General features: G+C 72.2%; 1 protein-coding gene. It reads left to right on the top strand.

The annotated features are described in order from the left end of the window. Window positions 1-122: 122 nt before the first annotated feature. On the top strand, window positions 123-439 hold a 317-nt coding region (locus tag AC1DYG_RS19830; RefSeq protein ID WP_477641562.1), incomplete at its 3' end, for a histidine phosphatase family protein.

Raw genomic sequence — 439 nt, 5'->3', positions numbered from 1 at the left:
GTCTTGGCGACCCCACCCTTTTGATTCGCCACAGCGAGCACAGTTGTCACGGCTGTGATCTTTGCGCAATTCACGCCGGGTGGCGAGCGCTGGCACCTCACGGCCCTGGCATCATCGAGTCCATGACCGTCGCCGACCCCCGCATCGTCCTGCTCCGGCACGGCGAGACGGAGTGGTCGCGCACCGGCCGCCACACCGGCCGCACCGACGTCCCGATGACCACCGCCGGCCAGGAGCAGGCCCGGCGAGCGGGGGCGCGGGTGGCCGCGCTCGGCCTGCGTGACCCGCTGGTGCTCTCCAGCCCCCGGCAGCGGTCCGTACGGACGGCGGAACTCGCCGGTCTCGACGCCCGCGAGTGGGACGCGCTGGCCGAGTGGGACTACGGGCAGTACGAGGGCCTGACGACGCCGCAGATCCGCGAGCAGGTCCCGCAGTGGAC

The sequence above is a fragment of the Pedococcus sp. P1_H8 genome (genome assembly GCF_056405175.1).
The sequence above is the reverse complement of the archived record's forward strand: the minus strand, read 5'-3'. Positions and strand labels throughout refer to the sequence as shown.